The following is a 23,642-nucleotide window of genomic DNA, read 5'->3' as shown; positions in this document are numbered from 1 at the left end:
AGATCAAATTTACAATTTTAATGCATAGTAGTATTCGCCATGCTCCATTTTCCCCGTGAACTGGAAACCAAAAGAAAGGGATAGATTTTTCGCGTTTCCGTTTGTGCTATTTATGATGAAAACGACTTTTTTAACGCCTTGAATTTTTAGGCCTTTCAAGATATGCTCTAAGGCTTTTTCCTCAAGCCCTCTCTGTTGGAATCGATCATCTATCATAAAGCGGTAGATGGTTGCTGTATCAGCTTGATTTTCTGCACGCTGGTACATGAAAAAGCCAATTAGCACATTGTTGTGATAGATTGCATGGGGGTGCATTCCTGGGTTATATTTTGCTTCCGCAATAGAAATTGCGTTGCAACAGGAACATCTCCCTATTGCCGGACCAATGCCATCTTGGCTTTTGGTCAATTTGCACACATCCAATATATTTTGTGCGTCAACTGCTTTGATCCGAATCATGGCGCTCCCTCTTGTCTATAGAGTTTTTCTTTTTAAGACCACAAGCCCTCCGAGAGACAATGCGGTGCTTAGTAACAGACAAATACAAATGTGCAGGGCTGCATTGCTATTAAACATGATTATCTGGAAAAGTCCAGCCAGGATAGCGCGTAATGGTGCAATCGGCGTAAAAATACAAATAATTGCAATTAATACCGCGTCCGTTAGCCACCCATACCAATGCGTCTGCATGGACAATAGCATATGAAGAAAAACCATAACGAGCAGCAAAAAGAACATTTGCTGCAATCCCGCAACGATCATCCCATTTTCTGTCCATTGACACACGTCCATCATATTAATAACGGTTTGTGCGGGATATATGGGGTCAATCAACCGATGGATGACTGTATTGACCAGGGAAATACAAAACGCTAGGATCCCATAGCTGATGAGACAACCGAGATAGTAATCTTTTTTGCTCGCTCCCAAATGCATGAGCTTTTTGAAAGCATAAAAGACAAAAAAGAATGGGGTCAATACAGCAAGCAGCCAAGTGTAATTTCCATTGCTCAAAACAACATCGCCGGAGGATGTGGCACAAAGGACCACAAGAGCCGTCAGGATGAAACTGATTTTATTGCTTGCAAGCAAGCGTTTTACAATCGCAAAAATAGCCGTCATCTTTTTACACCTCCTTTATGTCCCACCATTTGTATAAAGAAATCCTGCAAAGACAGTGGCTGGATTTCCAAGGAAGCCGTCTGTTCAGGAGGATTGTCGAAAATATAACTTGTTACAAGGCCTCCAACCGCATCTTGACCGATGATATTGAGATTTCGGGTTGCGGCCTCCACATCTTTTTGCAGCCCACTGATACAAAATGCTTTTGTTTCAACCGCTTGCAATGTATCAAAGAAGCGGATGCTTCCTTTATTAATAATGATCAGTTTTTGAATGGTCTTTGCGATTTCTTCGATGATGTGGGTGGATACGATAATCATTCGCGGATGTTTCTGAAAACTCTCTGTCAGCATATCGTAAAATTCCACACGCATAATAGCATCGAAGCCCAGGACAGGTTCGTCTAAAAGGATGACCTCTTTATTACTTGCCAAACAGATAATCGTTGAAACCATCGTTTTCATGCCAAGGGAAAGATGATGAAATTTCTTCTTGCCGTCCAACTCGAAACGTTCCATCATTTCCGAGGCAAAGTCATCATCGTAGTTTGGGTTCACTTCCGAGGCAATCCGCAGCAGTTTCCGCACCGGAAGATTAAAATGCTTTGCAAAGTTTTCAATATAACTCACGCCTGTATCCAAAGTCGATGTTGTTATGGTCTTACCGTCAACTTGAATCGAGCCGCTTGTAATATTCTGATACCCGGCGATGGATTTGAGAAGCGTTGTTTTGCCCGCGCCATTCCTGCCAAGCAAGCAATAGATACCCGGTTCGCCAATCGAAAGGGTAATGTTTTTTAGCACGGTTGCTTGCCCGTACTGCTTTGTTACTTGCTTAAGTTCGATCATGTAGCCATTCCTCCTAAACAGCATTGCAATATGGATTGTCTTTCGCAATCTCTTATGCTAGAATGAAGTATAAACCTTTGTGTTACACAAAGGTCAATAGGAGAAAATAGAAATGAAGAACTATTTTTCAATAGGGGAAGCAGCAAAGGCAGCCCATACAACGAACGAAACGCTGCGGCACTATGACCGTATCGGATTAGTGAAGCCAAGCAAAAAGGATGAATGGACGAATTACCGCTATTATACCGAACAAGACATTGTCCGCCTAAATACGGTGCGGGCTTTGCAGCTGATGGACTTATCTTTGCAGGAGATCAAGACGGTTTTAGAATATGACGATCTTGAAAAAATTATCGATTTTTTAGCGCAAGCAGAAAAAAAGGCCGATGAAAAAATGGCGGCGCTCCAGTACAGCAAATCAAAAATCCAGTTGGCAAAGGCGGACTATGAAAGTAAATTGCAGAGGCAACAAAAGTTCAATAGCTCCTTTGTCAAAGATTATCCAGAGCGTGTTATTTTGCTTTCAGATACTTTAGAAGTTCCAACGCTTGACAATCTTTGGAATTATCTCAGCCATTTCTACGACAAAGTTACGCCTGCCTTAAAAGAGCAGTTTTCCTTTGAGGATTTAGCTGGCATATACACGGAAAACGGAATGACAAGGCTCTTTGCTGTCTGTATGGATTATGTGAATATAGACGGCATAAAGGTGCTTCCAAAAGGGAAATACCTATGCGCGAACTGCACAGAAGAAAATCGAGAGCAAACGCTGCGCAAATTGATTCACATAGCCCAAACAGAATATGGCGTAGAGCCACGGTTTACGGTACAACTCATCGTTGTATCGGGAATTTTACAATGGAATTATGAAGCGCAGGTTTATGTTGATAGATAATATACATGAAAGCAGGTATGGGATTATCCCGCCGCCCTTTTATATGTTTATCAAGGGCAAACGCAACAAAAGCCACCTTTCAGGTGGGATGTCGAGTGCGGGAACGTAAAGGGCTTGGGGGTGTTCCAGCACCGGGCCCCTGGAGGCAGTCCCAGCTTGTTGCTGGAATTTTGTCAAAGAACGACGGCGTCCGTTTCTTTCTGCGCAGGACAATAAGCGGCTGTGGACAAGAGTATGGCGGACTTGTGAATAATGCGTGAAATGCAAAGGAAATGCTTTACATTGCGGAATGCATATTGTAAAATAATAGAAGCTGTTACACAATCTACAAAATATATAATAGGAGTTGTTTCATTTGCAACCGAAATATAAGCGGGTCCTTTTAAAGTTGAGCGGGGAGTCCCTTGCGGGAAACGAGACGCATGGCATTGATTTTGAGACGGTTTTGCGCATCTGCCGCCCGATTAAAGAATGCGTGGACATGGGCGTTCAGATTGCCATTGTCGTAGGCGGAGGCAATTTCTGGCGCGGCCGCAGTAGCGGACAGATGGACCGCACCCGTGCAGACCACATGGGCATGCTGGCAACTACCATCAATGCGCTCGGCGTAGCGGATGCGTTGGAACAGTTGGGGCTGACGGTGCGTGTGCAGACCGCCATTTCCATGCAGCAGATCGCAGAGCCCTATATTCGGAACCGCGCCGTGCGGCATTTGGAAAAAGGCCGTGTCGTAGTGTTCGGATGTGGAACGGGCAACCCCTTCTTCTCCACCGATACAGCGGCCTCTTTGCGCGCTGCCGAGATTGATGCGGATATTATCCTCAAGGCCACGATGGTGGACGGCGTTTATGATAGCGACCCGAAGAAAAATCCGAACGCCGTAAAGTACGATACCCTTTCGTTTATGGATGTATTGAATCAAAACTTGCAGGTGATGGACAGTACCGCTGCCACCATGTGCAAGGATAACAACATTCCGATCCTGGTGTTCAGCATTGACCAGCCGGAAAATATCAAAAAAGCCATTTGCGGGGAACCGATTGGCACCATTGTAAAGGAGGAAGAACAGTGAAAGAAGTATTGAAAAACGCGGAAGAGCGTATGGAAAAGAGCGCAGCAAATTTGGAGCACACCTATGCGGGTGTCCGTGTGGGCCGGGCAAATCCGGCTGTGCTGGATAAGGTAAAAGTGGATTATTACGGGGCGCCCACCGCGATCAACCAGCTGGCAGCGGTGTCTGTGGCAGAGGCGCGCGTATTGGTGATCCAGCCGTGGGATGCGTCGGTGTGCCGTGCGATTGAAAAGGCGATTCAGGCGTCCGACATCGGCATCAACCCGCAGAGCGACGGCAAGGTGATCCGGATGACCTTCCCGCAGTTGACCGAGGAGCGCCGCAAGGAGCTTGTCAAAGAGGTCAGCAAGATGGCGGAGGAGACGAAGATCACGGTGCGTTCCATCCGCCGCGATGCCATTGAGAAGCTGAAGGCGATGGAAAAGAAAGCGGAGATCAGCGAGGATGACCTGAAGAAAGGCGAGAAGAAGACGCAGGATCTCACGGATAAGTATTGCAAAGAGATCGATTCCATCTTTGAAAAGAAGCAAAAAGAAATCATGGAGATCTAATGCTCCTGCATATTCATGAATAGAGATGGGACGAATACGATGAAAGATGCGAGCGGAATTCGAAAAGCAGAGCTTCTTCCACGCCATGTGGGGATTATCATGGACGGAAATGGCCGCTGGGCCAAAAAGCGCGGTTTGCCGCGTTCGGCGGGGCATGTGGCCGGGGCCTCCAATTTCCGGACGATTACAAAATATTGCAGTCAGATTGGCATCCCCTATTTGACGGTGTATGCGTTTTCCACAGAGAACTGGAAACGGCCGCAGGAGGAAGTCAAGGCCCTAATGCGCCTTTTCAAGCAGTATCTGGAGGAGGCGCTCCGGGACTTTACGGAGGAAAATATCCGCACGCGTTTCATCGGGGACGTTTCTGTATTCGACCCGGTTTTGCGCGGCTTGATTGAACGGGTAGAGGAATCCAGCAAGAATAAAACCGGCATGGTGCTCAATATCGCCATGAATTACGGCGGGCGCGCAGAGCTCGCACATGCGGTGCGCCGGTTGGCGCAAGAGGTGAAATCCGGCGCAATCCAGCCGGATGAAATCGACGAAGACGCAATTTCCCGCTATCTCTATACCGCGGGGCAGCCAGACCCGGATCTCATCATCCGCCCCAGCGGGGAAAACCGTACTTCTAATTTTTTGCTATGGCAATCTGCTTACAGCGAATATGTGATTATGGACATCTTATGGCCGGACTTCACCACGCAGGATTTGGATCGCGCCTTGGATGAATTTGCCAAACGAAATCGGCGCTTTGGAGGGATATAATTGAAATCGAGAGTGGTTTCTGGAGCGGCATTGGTTGTTTTTTTGCTGGCGATTGTACTCTTTAATCAGATGTTTCCCTTAGCGCTCAATCTGGCGATTGCCCTCATCTCTGTGATGGGCGTCGTAGAAATTATCTCTGCCCTAGGTATGTCCAAAAATTATATTTTATTGATCCCCAGTGTCGTTTTTGCCGCTGTGCTGCCACTGCTTCAGGGCACGTGGCAGCAGGCGGCCTATTACATTTATACGGTCGTCATTTTTAGCGCGTTGATTTTTTACCATCAATTGTTCACCTTCCGGGAGATCGGCGTTGTGTACAGCATGTCGCTTTTGATTCCAACTGCTTTGCAGACCTTGGTTGGCCTGCGGGAGTCTGGCGGCGGGCATGGGATGTTCTATGTGATTATCGCGATCTTCTCCGCGTGGATTGCGGATGCCGGGGCATTTTTTGCAGGAAGCTTCTGGGGGAAACGGAAGCTATGCCCACAGATCAGCCCGAAAAAAACGGTGGAGGGTTTGATCGGCGGGTTTGTCTTAAACGTCGTGGCCATGCTGGTGTTTGGCTATGTCTTCCAGGCGCTGTTTTATTCGTACGAGGTCGATGTCTCCTATCTATCGCTGTTGGTGATCGGCTTTGTGGGGGCGGGGCTCTCGGTTATTGGCGACCTGGCGTTTTCGCTGATTAAACGAAGCTGCCATATCAAGGATTTTAGCGAAATCATCCCGGGCCATGGTGGGATTCTGGACCGCTTTGACAGCGTGATTTTTGTAGCGCCATTTGTTTATTTTTTGGTACAGTTTTTGCCTATCGTGATATAAAACGAGAGAACGGTTCATAATACTTCATAGAGGGGCCGGCCGGTGCGATTTTCGCAGATGGCCCGCCCCTCGCCCTGAAAGGGGATTTTTTATGAAACAGATGCTTTCCATATTGGGTTCTACAGGTTCCATCGGCACACAGACCCTCGACGTTGCACGCCGCTTGGGGATGCGTGTCTGTGCGCTTGCAGCAAACCGCAATGTGGCGATGCTTGAAAATCAAATCAGAGAATGGAAACCGCAACTTGTTGCGGTTTTTGACTTAGATGCGGCGAAAAATCTCCGTATCGCGGTTGCAGATACCCCGGTCCGCGTGGTGCAGGGGATGGAGGGGCTTTGTGAAGCTGCCTCCATCGCCTGTGCGGATGTAGTCTGCAATTCCGTGGTGGGGATGGTCGGTCTGCGCCCAACCCTGGCGGCAATCGCTGCGAAAAAGGATGTGGCATTGGCGAATAAAGAGACCCTTGTGGCGGGCGGCGCGCTGGTGATGAAGGCGGCGCGCGAAGCGGGCGTCCATATCCTGCCCGTGGACAGCGAGCATTCCGCCATCTTTCAGTGCTTGCAGGGATGCCCGGAGAAAAAGGCGCTGGGACGGCTCATTTTGACCGCTTCCGGAGGGCCGTTTTTTGGCAAAACGCGGGAGGAGCTCGTGTCCGTCACGCCGGAGCAGGCGCTCAAGCACCCCAATTGGAATATGGGGGCGAAGGTGACCATTGACTCCGCCACCCTGATGAACAAGGGCTTGGAAATTACAGAGGCCTTCTGGCTGTTTGATGTCGCCCCGGAGCAGATCGATGTGGTTGTACATCGGGAAAGCATCGTCCACTCGATGGTCGAATACGCCGACCACTCCGTCCTGGCGCAGCTCGGCGTGCCGGATATGCGCATCCCCATTCAATATGCGCTTACATGGCCGCAGCGTTTCCCCTCCCCGGTGGAACCGCTCGACTTTATCAAGTGCGGCGCCCTGCATTTCTCGCAGCCGGATGAGGAAACCTTCCTGTGCTTGCGCGCTTGTAAGCGTGCCTTGTTGCGTGGAGGCTTGGCTTCCACGGCGGCAAACGGCGCAAATGAGGAGGCAGTCCGGCTGTTTTTGGACCGCAAGATTTCTTTCCTGCAGATCGGGGAATTGGTCATGCAGGCGATGGAGCATCAACCGGATGCGGAGATTGCATCCGTTGAGGATATATTGAACGCCGATCAAGCGGCGCGCGCGTTTGTGCGCCAGAAGGCGAAGGTTTGAGGTGATTGTTATCTTACAGGTTTTATTGGTAATTATTGCCGTCCTGCTCTTTGGATTCATTATTTTCATCCACGAGTTCGGCCATTTTATGACAGCAAAATTGAGCGGGATACGGGTAAACGAATTTGCAATCGGTATGGGCCCGACGCTGTTCCGCTTCCAAAAGGGGGAGACGACCTACGCCCTGCGCCTGCTGCCCATCGGTGGCTTTTGCGCCATGGAAGGCGAGGACGAGGACAGCGACGACGAAGGCGCATTTAATAACAAACCCGTTTGGAAACGGATTTTAGTCGTCGTGATGGGCGCGGTGATGAATATCGTCTTGGGGCTTGTCCTGATGATGATTTTGTTAGTGCAGCAGCCGGCCTTCAGCTCCACAACGATCGCGGAGTTCCAGGAGGGCGCGGCGACCCAGGCGGCCGGCTTACAGGTCGGCGATACCTTTACAAAGGTAGACGGGTATAAGGTCACCACGGACCGCGACCTCAGCTTTGCGCTGGCGACGGCGAACCCGGACGCGGTGGACATCGAGGTTTCGCGCGACGGCCAGACTTTGACGTTTGAAGATGTCAAATTTAATACAAGGGATAACGATGGGACGAAAGTCCTGATGTTGGACTTCTATGTAAACCCAATCCCCAAAAATGTGGGGACGTTGATCACCAAGTCGTTCCAGGATACGGTTTCCACGGTCCGGATGGTGTGGTACAGCCTTGCCGGCCTGGTGACAGGGAAATTCGGCCTAAATGATATGGCTGGGCCGGTCGGCGCGGCCAGCGCGATCGGAGAAGTGGCGTCGCAGGGGTTGCAGCAGAGCTTTGGCACCGCGATCAATAACATCTTATACATGATGATGATTATCACGGTTAACCTCGGCGTGGTCAACCTGCTGCCCTTCCCGGCGCTCGATGGCGGTCGCTTTGTCTTCCTGTTGGTGGAAGCTGTGCGCCGCAAACCGGTCAATCCAAAGTACGAAGGTTGGGTAAATGCCGCAGGGTTTGTGCTCCTGATGTGCCTCATGGTGGTGATCACCTTTAGCGATATTCTGCGGCTTGTGACAGGAAAGGGGATCGGCGCATGAGACGGCAGTCCAAACAGGTTTTTGCGGGGAAAGTGGCGATCGGCGGCGGCGCGCCAATCAGCGTGCAGTCCATGCTCAACGTCCCCGCGTCGGATATCGAGGGGAACGTGCGGCAGGCGGTGGAATTGGAGCGCGCCGGCTGTGAGATTCTTCGCGTTTCGATTCCTGACCAGGCGGCGGTCGCCCTGATTCCCGCCATCAAACAGGCGGTGCAGATTCCTCTGGTGGCGGATATCCACTTTGACTACCGCCTGGCGCTGGAATCCGCCGCCGCAGGAATCGACAAAATCCGCATCAATCCCGGCAATATCGGCAGGAGCGACCATGTGAAAGCGGTGGCGGACGCCTGCCGGCAAAGGGGGATCCCCATCCGCATCGGGGTCAATTCCGGCTCTGTGGAGAAGGAGATCCTGGCGAAATACGGCGCCCCGACCCCCGAAGCGCTGGTGGAGAGCGCGCTCTACCACGCCTCGCTGCTGGAGCGCTTTGATTTTACCGATATTATCCTTTCGATCAAATCCTCCGACGTGGATACGATGATCCGGGCGTATGAACTCTGTGCGGAGCGGTGCGGCTACCCGCTCCACCTCGGCGTTACGGAGGCGGGGACGGAGCGCATGGGGCTGGTAAAATCCTCCATCGGGATCGGTTCTCTGTTGCAGCGCGGGATCGGCGACACCATCCGGGTTTCCTTGACGGCGGACCCGGTGAAGGAAATTGCGGCGGGTATGGACATCTTAAAGGCGCTGAATCTGCGCAATGAGGGGATTCAGTTTGTATCCTGCCCGACGTGCGGCCGCACCAAGATCGACCTGATCGCCATTGCGGGTGAGGTGGAACGCCGTCTTTCCCATTGTAAGAAGCCGATCAAGGTGGCAGTGATGGGCTGTGCGGTCAATGGGCCCGGAGAGGCCCGCGAAGCGGACATCGGCATTGCAGGCGGCGACGGCGTGGGGCTGCTCTTCAAAAAAGGGGAGATTGTCCGCAAAGTTCCGGAGGACAAGCTGGTGGACGAGCTGGTCAAGGAAGTGGAGGCGCTGTAACCGGGGGATTCCCCGTCAAACCGTTTGATACCAATTTGGAGGCTGTTGGAACTTGAAGACTTTTGGTGAATTCTTTGGCCCATACATAGAGCTTTCCCGTTACCCGGAGAGCATGCACCACGGTGAGCTGACCGGCCTGCAGATCGATACGCGCAACCGCGTGTTGACCGCGAAGGTCGCTTTCCCGGCGCTGGTGGACCGCAATACGTTGTTTCACGCGGAAAAGGAGATTGCCAGCTGCAAAACGTTGCAATTGCATCGGGCAGTGCTCGACCCGCAGTTCCCGCAGGAGTGCTTTACCGTGGAATATTATCCCAACCTGGTGCAGGAGCTGAAACGGCGGGATGCCAGCATCAACGGGACATTAAACCAGTCCTCCGCGCGTTTGGAGGGCGATAAGCTGATTGTGACGCTCAGCCACGGCGGAGGGAACCTGCTGCTGTCCCGCCATGCAGACCGCCTTCTTTCCGACATCATCCGGGAGGAATTTGGAGTTTCGGTGCAGGTGGAGTTCGACGGCACGCTCACGCTGGACAGCGACAGTGTGGCCTATATCGAAAAGCAAAAGAAGCAGGAGGAAACCCTGCGGCGGGAAGCGGTGGTACAGGAAATCGAGGAATACGAACAGAGCATGGAAAAAAGCGCTTCGCCAAAGAAGCAAAAGAAGTGCATCAGCGTCCGCACGCCGGAAACCATGCTGCCAACCGTCTTGCTGGACACCGCAAAGGAGCTTTATGGCCGCCCCGCGAAAGCGAAGCCGGTTCCAATCAGCCGTATCACGCCGGACATCGGCAGCGTGACGGTTTGGGGCGAAATCTTTTCGGTGGATTCCAAATTGACGCGCGACCAGAACCGCAAAATCTATTCGATCAATATAACGGACTATACCAGTTCGATCACGCTAAAAATCATTGAACTCGTCGCCCAGTGCAAAATGTTGGACACGCTGAAAAAGGGGATGTCCATCCTGGTGCGCGGCGATGTGGAGTATGATAAGTACGACCGCGAGATTGTGCTGCGCCCCAAGGGGATTTCCACGGTGGAACAGCTCAAGGTGGTGGACGATGCGCCGGAAAAGCGCGTGGAACTGCATCTGCATACCAATATGTCCAGCATGGACGGCGTAAGTTCCGCAGGGGATTTGATCGAGCGCGCCTATGCGTGGGGGCAGCCCGCCATCGCCATCACGGACCACGGCGTGGCCCAGGCGTTCCCGGACGCTATGAACGCCTTGGAGCGGATCACCGGGAAAGGCGGGAAATTCAAGGTGATCTACGGCGTGGAGTCGTACTTCATCAACGATATGGTTCCCGCTGTGACCGGCCATTCCAGCAACACACTGGACGATGAATTCATATCGTTTGATATTGAGACGACCGGCCTGAGCCCCAACAAGGAGCGCATCACCGAAATCGGCGCGGTGCGCATCCGCAATGGCGAGGTGGTGGAAAGTTTCGATACGTTTGTCAACCCGCAGATGCCGATCCCGCCGAAGATCACAGAGCTGACCGGGATCACAGATGAAATGGTGAAGGACGCTCCCCTGGAGAAAGAAGCGCTCAAACAGTTCTATGCTTTTTGCGGGAAGGATGCGGTGCTCCTCGCGCACAATGCAGAGTTTGATACATCGTTCATCCGCATTGCGGCGGAGCGCTGTGGGATGGAGTTCCCCTATGCCTATATCGATACCCTCCCCATGTGCCGCGCCATGCTCAAGGATCTGAAAAACCATAAACTCGATACGGTTGCCAAACACTTAAAATTGGACCCGTTCAACCACCATCGCGCCTGCGACGACGCGGCGGTGCTGGCGAAGATTTTTATCATCCTGATGACGCGGCTAAAGGAGGATACAGGCGCAAAAACCGTGGAGGACATCAACACCTCATTGGCGGGGGGCGACCCAAAGAAGATGCGCCCCTATCATCAGATTATTTTGGTCAAGAACCAGACCGGTTTGAAGAACCTGTATAAGCTGATCTCCTTCTCGCATTTGGATTATTTCTTCAAGAAGCCGCGCATTCCAAAGAGCGTGTTGACGCAGTATCGCGAAGGGCTGCTGATTGGGAGCGCCTGCGAGGCGGGAGAGCTATACCGGGCAATTTTCAATGGGCAGCCGTGGAATACGCTGTGCGAAATTGCAAGCTTCTACGATTATCTGGAAATTCAGCCGCTGGGAAACAACATGTTTATGGTGCGCAATGGCGACGTACCAAATGAAGAGACCCTGCGGGAATTCAACCGGACGATCATCAAATTGGGTGAAAAACTCAACAAGCCGGTGGTCGCCACCTGCGACGTCCATTTTATGGACCCGAAGGACGGGGATTACCGGAAAATCTTGATGGCCGGGCAGGGCTTTGACGATGCCGACCATCAAGCGCCCTTGTATATGCGGACGACTGCGGAAATGCTGGAGGAATTCGCTTACCTTGGGAAGGAAAAGGCGTATGAAGTCGTCGTGACGAACACCCAAAAGATCGCCGATATGGTGGAGCAGGTACGCCCGATTCCGGAGGGCGTGTTCCCGCCGTTCATCGATGGGGCGGAGGAACAGCTGAATGCGATCTGCTGGAAGCGCGCCAAGGAGATCTACGGCGACCCGCTGCCGAAGATCGTCCAAGACCGCTTGGAGCGCGAGCTCGGTTCCATCAACAAGCATGGATTCTCCGTGTTGTATATGACGGCACAGAAACTGGTGGCGGACTCCGAGGCCCACGGCTATCTGGTTGGGTCGCGTGGTTCGGTTGGCTCATCGTTTGTGGCCAGCATGTCCGGTATCTCAGAGGTCAACCCCCTCGCTCCGCACTACATCTGCCCGAACTGCAAGAACAGCGAATTTATCACGGATGGCAGTTACGGTTCCGGCTTTGACCTTCCGCCGAAGAAATGCCCCAAATGCGGCACGGATTACAACCGCGACGGCCACACCATCCCCTTTGAAACCTTCCTGGGGTTCGACGGCGACAAGACGCCGGATATCGATTTGAACTTCTCCGGCGAATACCAGTCGGGGGCACACCGGTACACAGAGACGCTGTTCGGCAAGGACCACGTGTTTAAAGCCGGAACCATCGCGACGGTTGCGGATAAGACCGCGATTGGGTTCGTCAAGAAATATGCGGAAGAACACAACATGGTTCTGCACCGCGCAGAGGAGCAGCGTTTGGCCATAGGGTGCACCGGCATCAAGCGCACCACGGGCCAGCATCCGGGCGGCATGGTGGTCGTGCCGAGAGGACACGATATTTTTGAGTTCTGCCCAGTGCAGCATCCGGCCAACGACCCAAATTCCGATAATATCACAACACACTTCGACTTCCATTCCATCCACGATACGATCTGTAAGCTGGATGAGCTCGGGCACGACGTTCCGACCATCTATCACTATCTGGAAGAATACACGGGCATCCCCGTGATGTCCGTCTCGATGAGCGACCCAGAGGTGATGTCCCTGTTCGAGTCGCCCAAGGCGCTGGGGGTCACGCCGGAGGACATCGACTGCCAGACGGGGACCTTTTCGCTCCCCGAACTGGGGACGCCCTTTGTGCGGCAGATGCTGGTGGACGCGAAACCGAAGACCTTCTCCGACCTGCTGCAAATTTCCGGTTTGTCCCACGGCACGGACGTGTGGCTGGGAAATGCGCAGGACCTCATCAAAAAGGGGACTTGCACCATTTCTGAGGTTATCGGTACGCGCGACAGCATTATGACATATCTTCTGCAAAAGGGCCTGGAGCCAAAGATGGCGTTTAAGATCATGGAGATTGTGCGTAAGGGAAAGGCGCCGAAGCTTTTGACCGACGAACATAAACAGGCCATGCGGGACCACAATGTGCCGGAGTGGTACATCGATTCCTGTATGAAGATCAAATACATGTTCCCGAAGGCGCATGCGGCCGCCTATATGATTTCGGCTTTGCGCTTGGGATGGTATAAGGTGCACCGTCCGGTGGAGTATTATGCGGCCTATTTCAGTGTGCGCGGCGAGGACTTTGACGGCGCAACGGTCATCCAGGGGCGCGAAGCGGTGCGCCGCCGCATGAATGAAATCAGCATGAAGGGCAAGGAGGCCAGCGCCAAGGAGGAAGCGGCCTATTCCACGTTCCAGATTGCGAATGAAATGCTGGCGCGCGGGATCGAAGTGCTCCCGGTGGATCTATATAAATCGGATGCGAAAAAATATGTGGTGGAAAACGGGAAGATCCGCTTGCCGTTTTCTTCCCTGGCAGGCGTGGGAGAAGCGGCGGCGAACGCTCTGGCAGAAGCGCGGGAGACGGGCGGCCCGTATATCTCCGTTGACGACCTGCAGGCGCGCTCTAAGGTGTCCAAAGCGGTCATTGAAATGCTGGAGCAGGCCGGCTCCCTGAAGGAGCTGCCGGCCAGTTCGCAGATGACGCTGTTTTAGAGGCAGGGAGAGGAACAACGATGGAACAGAAACAACAGATTGCTTCAACCGCCCGCGTGGCACGCGGCGCGGTTTTGGTGGGCGAGGTGACACTCGGCGAGGAAAGCTCCGTATGGTATAATGCGGTGGTACGTGCGGACAATGCCCCGATTGTCATCGGCGCCCGCTCCAATATTCAGGATTGCTGTGTGCTGCACGTGGACGAAGGGCATCCCATCCAGATTGGGGACGGGGTCACCGTGGGCCACGGCGCCATTTTGCACGGCTGCACCATTGGGGACAATTCGCTCATCGGAATGGGCGCGGTGGTGCTCAATGGGGCGCAGATCGGGAAAAATTGCATCATTGGCGCGTCCGCCCTGGTGACGCAGGGGATGCAAGTGCCGGATGGTTCTATGCTGTTGGGCGTACCGGCCAGGGTGCGCCGCCCGCTCACAGAGGAAGAGATTGAGAGCAACCGCCGTGCAGCGGAGGAATACCTTCATAGTATGAAAACATTGGATTGAGGGAGAAAGAAGGGGAGGAAGAGCAGATGGGGAACCGAATCTTTTTCAGCCATGCAAGTGCGGATAAGGAATTGGTAGAACGTGTCGTTGATTTTTTTGTCTCATCCATGGACATCCAGAGAAGGGAAATCTTTTGTACTTCCCTGAAAGGAACGTTGCCGCCGGGAAAGGAATTCATTCCGAGGATCAAGCAGGAAATTGCCGGTTGTAAAGTGGTTGTGATGCTCATTACACAGGCGTATTTGGAAAGCCCATTCTGCTTGGCGGAATTGGGAGCGGCTTGGGCGCTGAACCAGGAGATCTATCCGTTGACGGTTTCGCCGGTCACCTATAAGGATTTGGAAAGAACGCCGCTAAAAGGGATACAATGTCTGGACCTGCAATCCGAAGAGGATCTTTCCGTTTTATATGACTTTTTTGTAAAGAGTGAAATCGCGGAAAGCAGTGAGAGCCTTTTCCGTAAAGGCTTGTCTCAGTTCTTAGCGGGCGGGCCGGCTTATGGGAGCACTTCCAAAGAGCAACCGGGAATTATTGATCATGCTGAAGAACTAAAGGATTATATCAAAGGTTTGGAAGATCAAGTGGCTAAAAAGGATGTACAAGCCCAGTTTTTGCTGGGATGTATCTATTCCGAAGGGATCTTGGTCCCGCAGGATACGAGAAAAGGAATCGAATATCTACGCGAAGCAGCAGATAATGATGATCCTGCGGCGCAATACCATCTATCGAGCTTATATTATCGAGGGGTGACTGGAAAGCCGGATTTTGATAAGGCTTTTCAATGGGAGAAAAAAGCGGCGGATAATCGATATGTACCGGCGATGGAAGGGCTAGCTTGGCTATACAGAGCTGGTTTGGGTTGTGAGCGCGATTTAGAGAAGGCCAAATATTGGTATGAGCAGGCTGCAGAGTATGGATATGTGGGTGCATATAGTCCATTGGCAGCAACTTGTGAAACATTGTTACTCGATGACGCTGTGAAGTGGTGGGAAAAGGCCGCAGATTTAAATGATTCTTACGCTTGCTACCATCTGGGCAAGCTCTATAAAGACGGATATGGAAAGCAGAAACCGAATTATCAGAAAGCTGCGGATTTGTTTCGGAGAGCATCGGAGCCGGAACATAACCAAGTGGAAGCACAATATGAATTGGGACAAATGTACTATTTGGGTTATGGTTTTGTAGGGAGAGACTTCAAGGAGGCCTTGCGATGGTTCCAGTCTGCGGCGGAAACCGGGCAGGTGGATTCGCAATACAATACCGCCTATCAGTATCAATATGGGTTAGGCGTGGAACAAAATGTTGATGCTGCAATCGAGTGGTATGAGAAAGCGGCAGCACATGGACATGCATTGTCCCAAGTGGATGTGGCGAATCTTTATGCCAGCTTACATACTGCGGCGGGATATGAGAAAGCGCGGCATTGGTATGAACAGGCCTGCGAGCAGAATTGTTTCAAGGCGTATCGAAAGCTGGGCGATCTATATTTCTGGGGGCTGGGATGTCAGGCGGACCGTGCAAAGGCGCTCCGTTATTACCGGAAGGCGGCCGAACAGGGGGATGACATTGCGAAAGCAAAGCTGGGAATGGGTTTAAAAACGATTCCATTTGAAAAGACAGGAGAATGAGATTTGGGAACGTATACGACGCTGTTGCTGGACGTGGACGGCACGCTCTTGGACTTTAAAGCCTCGGAACGTGCCGCTTTGGAAACGACCTTCCAGCGCCATGGATATTTGCTAAATGATTCCGTTAAAGAGATCTATCATGCGATCAACAGTGCGCTTTGGGGCCGGTTCGAGCGTGGCGAGATCTCCCGCGAGGAAGTGATTTACAGCCGCTTTGTGGAATTGTTCCGCGCGCTTGGCATCGATGGCGACGGGCGTGCGTTTGAGGATGAATACCAGGAAGAGCTGGGCCGGGGAGCGTTTTTGCTTCCGGGGGCCGAGGAGGTTTGCGCATATTGCGCACGGTTCTGCGACCTGTATATTGTCACCAACGGCGTTTCCCGCACCCAGTACAGCCGCCTCCACGATTCCGGTTTGGACCGTTATATGAAAGGGATTTTTGTCTCTGAGGACGCTGGGTATCAAAAGCCGATGAAGGAATATTTTGATTATGTATTTGCACGCATCCCCGGCTTCCAGGCGGAAAAGACGTTGATCGTGGGGGATTCGTTGAGTTCCGATATCCGGGGTGGCAACAACGCGGGAATCGATACCTGCTGGTATTGTCCAGATGGAGGACAAATGCCCGGCGACGTGCGGGTGAATTATACGATCCGTCGCTTGGAAGAGTTGAAGGATTTGATTGCATGAAGGCTTGCCAAGAGCAGGTTCGCTTTTTCAGGATGGATAGCTGGATTTCGAGAAAATCCATTAAAATAGGTTGACACATATAGTTTACTATGCTATTATATTAGCACGCTAAAGCGAAGTGGGGAATCCCGCATGCATTTTGAGGAGAAACGGTAGGTTGTTATGAAGAAATACAACAAGATTACACCGGAAGGTACCAAGGATCTTCTGTTTGAAGAATGCCTGGCGCGGCGCTATGTAGAGCAGACACTGTCGGACGTCTTTTCTTCCAGAGGATTCAACGAAGTTGTGACGCCGGGACTGGAATTTTACGATGTGTTCGATCCGGATTTTTCCGGAATCAGCCAGGAAACCATGTACAAGATGAGCGACCGCCACGGCCGCTTGATGGTAATGCGGCCCGACTCGACCATCCCGATCGCGCGCCTGACTGCGACCCGGCTGCAAACCTTGCCGAAGCCGGTGCGCTTATATTACAATCAAAAGATTTACCGCAGCAATCCGGGGCTCACCGGCCGCAACAATGAGGCGACCCAGACCGGAATTGAGCTTTTGGGAGCTCCCGGACGCCGGGCAGATTTGGAAGTCATCGTCACCGCGGTGGAAGCGTTGAGCCGCTGCGTCCCGAACTTCCGCCTGGAATTGGGCCACGCTGGATTCTTCCGCGCGTTGGCCGCGCAGCTTCCCATTGGCGACGACCTGCGGGAGGATATCCGCAGCACCATCGAGTCCAAGAATTACGCGGCGCTGAACACCATTCTGGATCAGCTGGAAAACAGCCGTTCGGTGGACGCGATGCGCCGGTTGCCGCGTTTATTCGGCGGGGAAGAGGTCTTTGCGCAGGCGGCGCCGCTGTGCAGTGATGAGACGTCCAGCAAGACGTTGGCTTATCTGCACGAATTGTACCAGGCGCTGGTGGAATTGGGCCTTGGAGACCGGATGATTGTAGACTTGGGGCTGGTCCAGCGCAATGATTATTACACAGGCGTGATTTTCAGCGCATATGTAGAAAATGTGGGTGACGCCGTTTTGCTCGGCGGCCGTTATGACAAGCTTTTGGCCCAGTTTGACACGCCGATGCCCGCGGTTGGTTTTGGCGTCAATGTGGATGGGTTGGCAGAACTGCTGCTCAAGCAGGGAAAAATCCCGGCGGCAACGCCGGTGGAAGTCTTGGTGCATAGCGACGAAGGGTATGAGATCAAGGCGTTGCAATATGCATCCCGCCTGGCGGGACAAGGCTGCAAATGTGAGAGTTCCGTATTTGAGACGCGCGAGGAGGCCCTGCATTATGCAAAGGTGCGGGGGATTCACCGGGTCGACTGTGTGAGCGATTGCGTGGAAACCATCAATCTATAGGGGAGTCGTTATGAAACCATTGAGAATGGCCCTGACAAAGGGCCGGTTGGAAAAGGATACCGTGGCCCTGCTGGAGCGCATCGGCTACGATTGTGAAGCGGTCCATAACAAGGGCCGGAAGCTGATTTTGCCCGTGGGAGACCGCTTGGAAGTGGTGCTTGCAAAGGCGGCGGACGTCATCACCTATGTGGAGCACGGCGTGTGCGATTTGGGCGTGGTGGGGAAGGATACCATCATGGAAAACGGGACCAGCTTCTATGAAGTGTTGGACCTGGGGTTTGGCCGCTGTAAATTTGCGCTGGCCGCGCCGAAAGGGAGCGATTTCTTTGGCGGGTACGCCAGCCGGACCATTGCCACCAAGTATCCCAATGTGGCGCGCAATTATTTTGAAAGCAAGGCGATGGACATCCGCTTCATCAAGATCGAAGGTTCGGTGGAGCTGGCCCCGCTGCTAGGGCTGTCCGACGCCATTGTCGATATTGTGGAAACAGGTACAACCCTGAAAGAGAACGGCCTGGAGGTCGTGGAAACCATCTGTGACATCTCCGCGCGTTTGATCGTGAATACTGCAAGCCTGAAACTGCGCAAGGCGGAGATCGAAGAGCTGGTTGCGCAGATGGAACAGGCAAAGGAACAGGCATAAAGGAGGCGGGAGCGTTGATTCAATATGTGAAACAGGGCGGCGATTTTGGCCGCGCCTTTATCCAGCAACTAAAGGAGCGCAGCGCGAATTCCGGCAAGAAGGTGGACGACGCTGTCGCTGAAATTGTAGAGACAGTGCGACGCGACGGGGATGCCGCTGTGCGCATGTATACGGAGCGGTTCGACGGAAGCGTTCCGGAACAATTGGTGATTGAAAAGGCGGATATGCAGGAGCTGATTAAAGCATGCGACCCCGCCTTTGTTGCGGCTTTGGAGAGAGCAGCTGCAAACATCCGAGATTTCCATGCCCGGCAGAAGCAGCAGAGCTGGTTGCAGACCGAGGCCAACGGGGTCATTATGGGCCAGCGTGTGCGCGGGCTTGCCCGTGTGGGGCTGTATGTGCCCGGCGGCACGGCTGCCTATCCTTCCTCGGTCTTGATGAACGCGATCCCCGCCAAAATCGCCGGGGTCAAGGAGCTTGTCATGGTGACGCCGCCCGGAAAGGACGGCAAGCCCAACCCGGATATTCTGGCGGCCGCGCTGGTGGCCGGTGTGGACCGCGTGTTCCTGGTGGGCGGAGCGCAGGCTGTGGCAGCGTTGGCCTTTGGAACGGAGAGCATTCCCAAGGTGGATAAGATCGTTGGGCCGGGAAATATCTTTGTCGCTACGGCAAAGCGCCAGCTCTATGGCACGGTGGACATCGATATGATCGCCGGCCCCAGCGAGATCTTGATTCTCGCAGACGATACGGCAAATCCGGAGTTTTTGGCAGCGGATCTCATGTCCCAGGCGGAACACGATCCGCTGGCCTCTTCGATTTTGCTCACCACTTCGGCGCGCATTGCAGAGGAAACCATCGCCGCTGTTTACCGCCAGATCGAAGGCCTGTCCCGAAAGGACATCATCAACCAATCCCTGGACAATTTTGGCGCAGTGATGCTGTGCAACGATATGGAGGAAGCGGTTGAGTTTGCCAATGCATTGGCCCCGGAACATCTGGAGGTCTGTGCCGCGAACCCGATGGAGTTTATCGGGAAGATCGACAACGCGGGATCGGTGTTTCTCGGAAACTGGTCGCCGGAACCGCTGGGCGACTACTTTGCAGGGCCGAACCATGTGCTTCCCACCAGCGGGACGGCGCGCTTTTTCTCCCCGCTTTCGGTGGACAGCTTCGTCAAGAAGTCCAGCTTCATCTATTATACGCAGGACGCCTTGATGCAGGCAAAGGAGGATATCATTAAGCTCGCAGAGACGGAGGGCTTGACTGCGCACGCCAATTCGATCCGCGTACGCGATAAGCAAGAGGCCGCCAATTGAACGTCCATTATAGAACGGAGGAACGACCATGCCCTATACGCTGAACGATAAATTAAAGGATTTGAAACCATACGATCCGATTTCCGGAGATTACTCCATCCGTTTGGACGCCAACGAGTCCTTTTTGGAATTGCCCATTGAGCTTTTGGAAAAGGCGCAGTACGCCATGGCGGACATTGCGTTCAACCGGTATCCCGACCCGAATGCCACGGAGCTCTGCGAAAGCTTTGGCGCTTACTACGGCATTGACCCCGCGCTTGTAACTGCGGGCAACGGCTCGGATGAATGGTTGTTTATCATCACATCGTCGTTCCTGATGCGCGGTGATAAGATTTTGACCGTGGAACCTGACTTTTCCATGTACCGCTTTTATGGCTTTTTGGCTGAGGCGGAGAGCGTGGTCTATCAGAAAAAAGAGGATCTCACGATCGATGTGGATGCATTGATCGCCGCGGTAAACGAGAGTGGGGCGAAGGTGGTCCTGTTTTCCAACCCCTGCAACCCGACGTCCCTTGGACTGCGCCGCGAAGAGGTGCGCAAGCTGATTACCTCCGTTTCTGCGTTGGTGGTCCTGGATGAGGCGTATATGGATTTTTGGGATCAATCCCTCCTGGGCGAGGTGGCGCAGTATGACAACCTGATTATTTTGCGCACCTGCTCGAAGGCGTTTGGCATGGCGGCGGTCCGCCTCGGCTTTGCCGTGGCAAATCCGAAACTGACGCAGACGCTGCGTGCGGTCAAATCCCCGTATAATGTAAATTCAGTATCGCAAAAGATTGGTGCGCTCGTGATGAACGAGCAGGAAGTTCTTCATCAAGCGTTGGACGAAATCATCCTTTCCAGGAAGGCGCTCCAGGCTTCTTTGAAAGAGCTGGAGAGCAAATATCCGGATCAGCTGTATATCTACGATAGCTGCACCAATTTTGTGCTGGTGCGCATGCCAAGGGCCAAAGAAGTGTTTGAAGGGCTCCTGGAGAGGGGAATCGCTGTGCGATTTATGGGCGATACGCTCAGAATTACAGCGGGTAGCGCGGAAGAAAATGCACAATTGTTAAAAAATTTAGAATCTCTACTTTCATCCTCCACAAATCCGTAAAAATGGTGTAAAATAAATTGGATTCAAAAAGTGAGGTACAGCCATGAGAACCGCACAGGAAACCCGGAAGACAAAGGAAACCGACATCACCATAGCGCTTTCGCTGGACGGCGGCGCCGTAGAGATCTCGACAGGAATCGGCTTTTTTGACCATATGTTGACGGCCTTTGCCGTACACGGCGGCTTTGGTTTGCAGGTCAAGGCGGCGGGAGACCTCTATGTGGACGGGCACCACACCGTGGAGGACACGGGGATTGTGCTCGGGAAGGCGTTTGCCAAGGCGCTGGGCGATAAGTCCGGCATTGCGCGCTTTGGCAGCTTTTACATCCCGATGGATGAAGCGCTTGCATTTGCCGCGGTGGACGTGAGTGGAAGGCCATTTTTGGCATTCCGGGCGGAATTTTCCCAGGAGCGCACAGGCGAATACGATCTGTGCCTGACGGAAGAATTCCTGCGCGCATTCGCTATGAATGCCGGGATTACGCTACATGTCCGCTTGGAATACGGGGCAAATGCGCACCACGAGGTGGAGGCGATTTTTAAAGCGGTCGCCCACGCGTTGCGGCTGGCAACGGCCCAAACCGGCGGCGGTGTCCTTTCCACAAAAGGTTCCCTGTAAGTTCCACCTGTAGTTCCTTTTTGCAACGGAATTTTATGGAATACGGAATAGGAGGTAGGCAAGAAGATGGTTATTCTGCCTGCAATTGACATCAAAGATGGAAAATGTGTGCGCCTTGTACAGGGAAAGTACGATTCCGCTTATACCGTTGCGGAAAGTGCAGCGGACACAGCCAAGGCCTTTGAAGCGATGGGCGCAACATGGCTCCATATGGTGGATCTGGACGGCGCAAAAGAAGCAGTCCCGGTGAATACGGATATGATCTTTGACGTATTGAAGCAGTGCAATTTGAAAGTCGAGTTGGGCGGCGGAATCCGCAACATGGAAACGATTGATTATTATATGGACCATGGCATTTCCCGCATCATCCTCGGCTCTGCCGCGCTGAATAATCCTGCGCTTGTCAAGGAAGCGGTTGCCAAATACGGGGATAAGATCGCCGTCGGCATCGATGCCATCGACGGAAACGTTGCGGCGGAAGGCTGGACGCAGACCTCTACCGTGAATTATATTGATTTAGCCAAACACATGGAAGACGCTGGGGTGAAATACATTGTCTTTACGGATATATCCCGCGACGGCATGATGGACGGCCCGAATTTCACCATGCTGGACAAGCTCAACCGTTCGGTGTCCTGTAAGGTGATCGCCAGCGGCGGCGTCAGCAGCTTGACGGACATTGTGGTGCTTACGGCGCTGAAGCTGCACGGGGCGATCTGTGGCCGTGCGTTGTATACGCGCGATCTCAGCCTGCGCCAGGCAGTCGACCTCTGCAAAGGGGTCAAGGAGGCGTGATGGAAGGGAAATACCGCACGGACGATGCGTTCATTGAGAGCTTTTTTCAGAAGGGCGATTTGCTGCCTGCCATTGTGCAGGAGGTCGGCACAAACGAAGTCCTGATGCTTGCCTATATGAACCGCGAATCTATGAAAAAGACGTTGGAAACGGGTTATACCTGGTTTTACAGCCGTTCCCGGCAGGAGCTCTGGAATAAGGGGGCCACGTCCGGCCATCTACAGAAAATTATCAGCATCCATGGGGACTGCGACAGCGATACGCTCTTGGTCCAGGTGGAGCAGACGGGGCCGGCCTGCCACACCGGTGCGCACAGCTGCTTTTTCAATGAGATTTGGCGGCGGGACGAGTAAATTGAAACGATAAAAGGGATGAATGGTTTATGAATGACACCCTCAAGAATTTGTATGAGACCGTTTTAAGCCGTAGGGACAGCCATACGGAGGGGTCTTATACCTGCTACCTGTTTGAGCAGGGGTTGGATAAAATCCTCAAGAAATGCGGAGAAGAGTGCAGCGAGGTGATTATCGCGGCTAAAAACGGCGAAAATCACGAGACAGTGATGGAAATTTCCGATCTGCTGTACCACCTGATGGTCTTGATGGTGCAGTCCGGCATCACCTTGGAAGAAGTAGAGGCCGAATTGGACAAGCGCAGCAACAAGACGGGAAATTTGAAGAAATTCCATTCGGTTGATAAAAACAGCTGAAAGAAGGCTGGGTTCCGCAAAATTTTGCGGAACCCAGCCTTTTTATCGCTTTCAGCATGACAAAACCCCCGGTTCTACCGGGGGTAGGTAAAAAAACCTTGGCAAAAGAAAAAGTAAAAAATCGTTCGTTCTTCAAAGGAAAAAGAATGGTACGGAGGTTCTGAAAGGAAGGCGGGGATTTTCGCGAAAAGTGTCCCTCTCGCAGAATGCTATGAAGTACCAAAGAGAACTGGTTTACCAGTAGCAGGGCAAACGATGCGATGATATTTTTCAGTACCCTTTCCAGGGGTCAGCAAGTACTGACCCCTCTGGGGTCTGAGCAAACCACTAGTTTTCTAGTGGTTGTGATTCGTGGGTAGCAAAAACACTTCGCTTGTCTTAGCCAGAGCCTTGCCCCAATTTTTCACGTGGGATCAGATGAAACCGATTAAAAG

At 52.7% G+C, this 23,642-nt stretch carries 23 protein-coding genes; 20 read left to right on the top strand and 3 right to left on the bottom strand.

The genetic code is table 11. The annotated features are described in order from the left end of the window. Positions 1-9: 9 nt before the first annotated feature. The 3 genes from B5F54_RS01230 to B5F54_RS01220 are packed head-to-tail and all read right to left on the bottom strand — an operon-like array spanning position 10 to position 1,970. The gene (locus B5F54_RS01230) at positions 10-459 is read right to left on the bottom strand and encodes a GNAT family N-acetyltransferase (protein ID WP_087229334.1); all 450 of its coding nucleotides are present in this window, start codon (positions 457-459) and stop codon (positions 10-12) included. Positions 460-474: 15 nt separating this feature from the next. Further along, on the bottom strand, positions 475-1,122 hold the full coding sequence (locus B5F54_RS01225; protein WP_087229331.1) for a hypothetical protein: 648 nt from the start codon (positions 1,120-1,122) through the stop codon (positions 475-477). Continuing rightward, positions 1,119-1,970 carry an ATP-binding cassette domain-containing protein gene (locus B5F54_RS01220; RefSeq protein ID WP_172749493.1) on the bottom strand — a complete coding sequence of 284 codons (852 nt, stop codon included), beginning with the start codon at positions 1,968-1,970 and terminating at the stop codon, positions 1,119-1,121. Before B5F54_RS01220 ends, B5F54_RS01225 begins: the two co-directional genes overlap by 4 nt. Before the next feature lie 112 nt (positions 1,971-2,082). Between B5F54_RS01220 and B5F54_RS01215 the strand changes: the two genes are divergently transcribed. The 20 genes from B5F54_RS01215 to hisE all read left to right on the top strand — a co-directional run bounded on the left by B5F54_RS01215 (position 2,083) and on the right by hisE (position 23,208). Next, positions 2,083-2,865: a MerR family transcriptional regulator gene (locus B5F54_RS01215; protein WP_087229326.1), complete on the top strand. Its 783-nt coding sequence runs from the start codon at positions 2,083-2,085 to the stop codon at positions 2,863-2,865. A 355-nt stretch (positions 2,866-3,220) separates the two neighbouring features. Further along, positions 3,221-3,937 (top strand): UMP kinase, encoded by a 717-nt coding sequence (gene pyrH, locus B5F54_RS01210; RefSeq protein WP_087229323.1) that lies wholly within the window; start codon positions 3,221-3,223, stop codon positions 3,935-3,937. Further along, on the top strand, positions 3,934-4,488 hold the full coding sequence (frr, locus tag B5F54_RS01205) for a ribosome recycling factor (RefSeq protein ID WP_087229320.1): 555 nt from the start codon (positions 3,934-3,936) through the stop codon (positions 4,486-4,488). Before pyrH ends, frr begins: the two co-directional genes overlap by 4 nt. Positions 4,489-4,527: 39 nt before the next feature. Further along, positions 4,528-5,256, top strand: coding sequence for an isoprenyl transferase (locus B5F54_RS01200; protein ID WP_087229317.1), 729 nt, complete (start codon positions 4,528-4,530; stop codon positions 5,254-5,256). Next, positions 5,257-6,075 (top strand): phosphatidate cytidylyltransferase, encoded by an 819-nt coding sequence (locus tag B5F54_RS01195; protein ID WP_087229314.1) that lies wholly within the window; start codon positions 5,257-5,259, stop codon positions 6,073-6,075. It abuts the gene before it with no gap. Between the two features lie 91 nt (positions 6,076-6,166). Next, positions 6,167-7,318, top strand: a complete 1,152-nt coding sequence (gene dxr, locus B5F54_RS01190; RefSeq protein WP_087229311.1) for a 1-deoxy-D-xylulose-5-phosphate reductoisomerase — start codon at positions 6,167-6,169, stop codon at positions 7,316-7,318. A 1-nt stretch (position 7,319) separates the two neighbouring features. Then, entirely contained in the window at positions 7,320-8,399 is a 1,080-nt protein-coding gene (locus B5F54_RS01185; RefSeq protein ID WP_191362505.1) for a M50 family metallopeptidase, read from the top strand. Then, entirely contained in the window at positions 8,396-9,442 is a 1,047-nt protein-coding gene (ispG, locus tag B5F54_RS01180) for a flavodoxin-dependent (E)-4-hydroxy-3-methylbut-2-enyl-diphosphate synthase (RefSeq protein ID WP_087229308.1), read from the top strand. Before B5F54_RS01185 ends, ispG begins: the two co-directional genes overlap by 4 nt. Positions 9,443-9,494: 52 nt before the next feature. Next, positions 9,495-13,850, top strand: coding sequence for a PolC-type DNA polymerase III (locus B5F54_RS01175; protein ID WP_087229306.1), 4,356 nt, complete (start codon positions 9,495-9,497; stop codon positions 13,848-13,850). Positions 13,851-13,870: 20 nt separating this feature from the next. Beyond that, positions 13,871-14,356, top strand: a complete 486-nt coding sequence (locus B5F54_RS01170; protein ID WP_087229304.1) for a gamma carbonic anhydrase family protein — start codon at positions 13,871-13,873, stop codon at positions 14,354-14,356. A 26-nt stretch (positions 14,357-14,382) separates the two neighbouring features. After that, on the top strand, positions 14,383-15,984 hold the full coding sequence (locus B5F54_RS01165; protein WP_140400300.1) for a TIR domain-containing protein: 1,602 nt from the start codon (positions 14,383-14,385) through the stop codon (positions 15,982-15,984). Between the two features lie 3 nt (positions 15,985-15,987). Then, positions 15,988-16,674, top strand: a complete 687-nt coding sequence (locus B5F54_RS01160) for a YjjG family noncanonical pyrimidine nucleotidase (protein WP_087229299.1) — start codon at positions 15,988-15,990, stop codon at positions 16,672-16,674. Positions 16,675-16,836: 162 nt separating this feature from the next. Beyond that, positions 16,837-18,030 (top strand): ATP phosphoribosyltransferase regulatory subunit, encoded by a 1,194-nt coding sequence (gene hisZ / locus B5F54_RS01155; protein ID WP_087229296.1) that lies wholly within the window; start codon positions 16,837-16,839, stop codon positions 18,028-18,030. 10 nt (positions 18,031-18,040) lie between these two features. Continuing rightward, a complete protein-coding gene (hisG, locus tag B5F54_RS01150) occupies positions 18,041-18,673 on the top strand; it encodes an ATP phosphoribosyltransferase (RefSeq protein ID WP_087229293.1) in 633 nt (210 codons plus the stop codon). A 14-nt stretch (positions 18,674-18,687) separates the two neighbouring features. Next, complete coding sequence (hisD, locus tag B5F54_RS01145) at positions 18,688-19,989, top strand: histidinol dehydrogenase (protein WP_087229290.1); 1,302 nt, start codon at positions 18,688-18,690, stop codon at positions 19,987-19,989. Between the two features lie 28 nt (positions 19,990-20,017). After that, a complete protein-coding gene (locus tag B5F54_RS01140) occupies positions 20,018-21,085 on the top strand; it encodes a pyridoxal phosphate-dependent aminotransferase (RefSeq protein WP_087229287.1) in 1,068 nt (355 codons plus the stop codon). A 43-nt stretch (positions 21,086-21,128) separates the two neighbouring features. Next, positions 21,129-21,704, top strand: a complete 576-nt coding sequence (hisB, locus tag B5F54_RS01135) for an imidazoleglycerol-phosphate dehydratase HisB (protein WP_087229284.1) — start codon at positions 21,129-21,131, stop codon at positions 21,702-21,704. Positions 21,705-21,770: 66 nt separating this feature from the next. Beyond that, positions 21,771-22,499 (top strand): 1-(5-phosphoribosyl)-5-[(5-phosphoribosylamino)methylideneamino]imidazole-4-carboxamide isomerase, encoded by a 729-nt coding sequence (gene hisA, locus B5F54_RS01130; protein ID WP_087229281.1) that lies wholly within the window; start codon positions 21,771-21,773, stop codon positions 22,497-22,499. Further along, positions 22,499-22,852 (top strand): phosphoribosyl-AMP cyclohydrolase, encoded by a 354-nt coding sequence (hisI, locus tag B5F54_RS01125; RefSeq protein WP_087229278.1) that lies wholly within the window; start codon positions 22,499-22,501, stop codon positions 22,850-22,852. Before hisA ends, hisI begins: the two co-directional genes overlap by 1 nt. Positions 22,853-22,881: 29 nt before the next feature. Further along, on the top strand, positions 22,882-23,208 hold the full coding sequence (gene hisE / locus B5F54_RS01120) for a phosphoribosyl-ATP diphosphatase (protein ID WP_087229275.1): 327 nt from the start codon (positions 22,882-22,884) through the stop codon (positions 23,206-23,208). Positions 23,209-23,642: the final 434 nt, after the last annotated feature.

Source organism: Anaeromassilibacillus sp. An250, assembly GCF_002159845.1.
GTDB lineage: Bacteria > Bacillota > Clostridia > Oscillospirales > Acutalibacteraceae > Anaeromassilibacillus > Anaeromassilibacillus stercoravium.
The sequence above is the reverse complement of the archived record's forward strand: the minus strand, read 5'-3'. Positions and strand labels throughout refer to the sequence as shown.